Origin of the sequence: Mycobacterium sp. E3298 (genome assembly GCF_001666895.1) — a bacterium.
GTDB lineage: Bacteria > Actinomycetota > Actinomycetes > Mycobacteriales > Mycobacteriaceae > Mycobacterium.
In genome coordinates, this window is sequence record NZ_LZJB01000308.1 from 1 (window position 1) to 831 (window position 831).

Genomic DNA, 831 nt, shown 5'->3' on the forward strand with positions numbered 1-831 from the left:
ACGGGCGGTGCATGGCGAATCCCTGGCCAACCGGCGCGCATCCCTGGCGGCGATGCTCAGTCAGCTCCCCCCGGCCGATCTGGGCACCCTGATGCAAGCGCTGGCTCCGCTGGAGCGGCTGGCCTGCGGCGAGCCGGCCCCGGGGCCCGCCGGCGAACCCGCGGCAGCCAAAGAGGCGTGAAAACACCTGCCAGACAACGGATTTCCTGGCACCCGTAGACTATCTTGCATGCCCACTGCACTCATCACAGGCGCAGGCGGCGGCATCGGTGCCGCGATCGCCACGGCGCCAGCCCCCACCCACACCCTGCTGCTTGCCGGTCGGCCGTCCGACCGGCTGGACGCCGTGGCGGAGCGGCTCGACGCGACGACCTTCCCGCTGGACCTGACCGACCCCTCCGAGATCGAGGCCACCTGCGAGATCGTGGATGAACTCGACGTGCTGGTGCACAACGCAGGCGTGTCCTTCCCCGGTCACGTCGCGGAGTCCAACGTGGATGAGTGGCGTGCCACCTTCGCCGTCAATGTGCTTGGACCGGTGGAACTTACGCTGGTGCTGCTGCCGGCCCTGCGGAGCGCCCGCGGACAGGTGATCTTCATCAATTCGGGTGCGGGACGCAACGTTTCGCCCGGGATGGCCTCCTACTCGGCGAGCAAGTTCGCGTTGCGCGCCTTCGCCGACTCACTGCGGGCCGACGAACCGCAGCTGCGGGTGACCACGGTCTATCCCGGCCGCACAGACACCGAAATGCAGCGCGAACTCGTCGCATTCGAGGGCGGCGCGTACGACGCCGCTAAGTTTCTCAAGCCAGAGACGGTCGCTGCCGCGGT

1 protein-coding gene and 1 pseudogene are annotated in these 831 nt (G+C 68.6%); both read left to right on the forward strand.

The window, feature by feature from the left end; all coding sequences use genetic code 11:
- Positions 1-181 (forward strand): annotated as a pseudogene (locus A9X05_RS14485) (MarR family transcriptional regulator); the annotation flags it as partial.
- Positions 182-229: 48 nt separating this feature from the next.
- A partial coding sequence (locus tag A9X05_RS14490) for an SDR family oxidoreductase (RefSeq protein WP_067782223.1) occupies positions 230-831 on the forward strand: 602 nt, incomplete at its 3' end.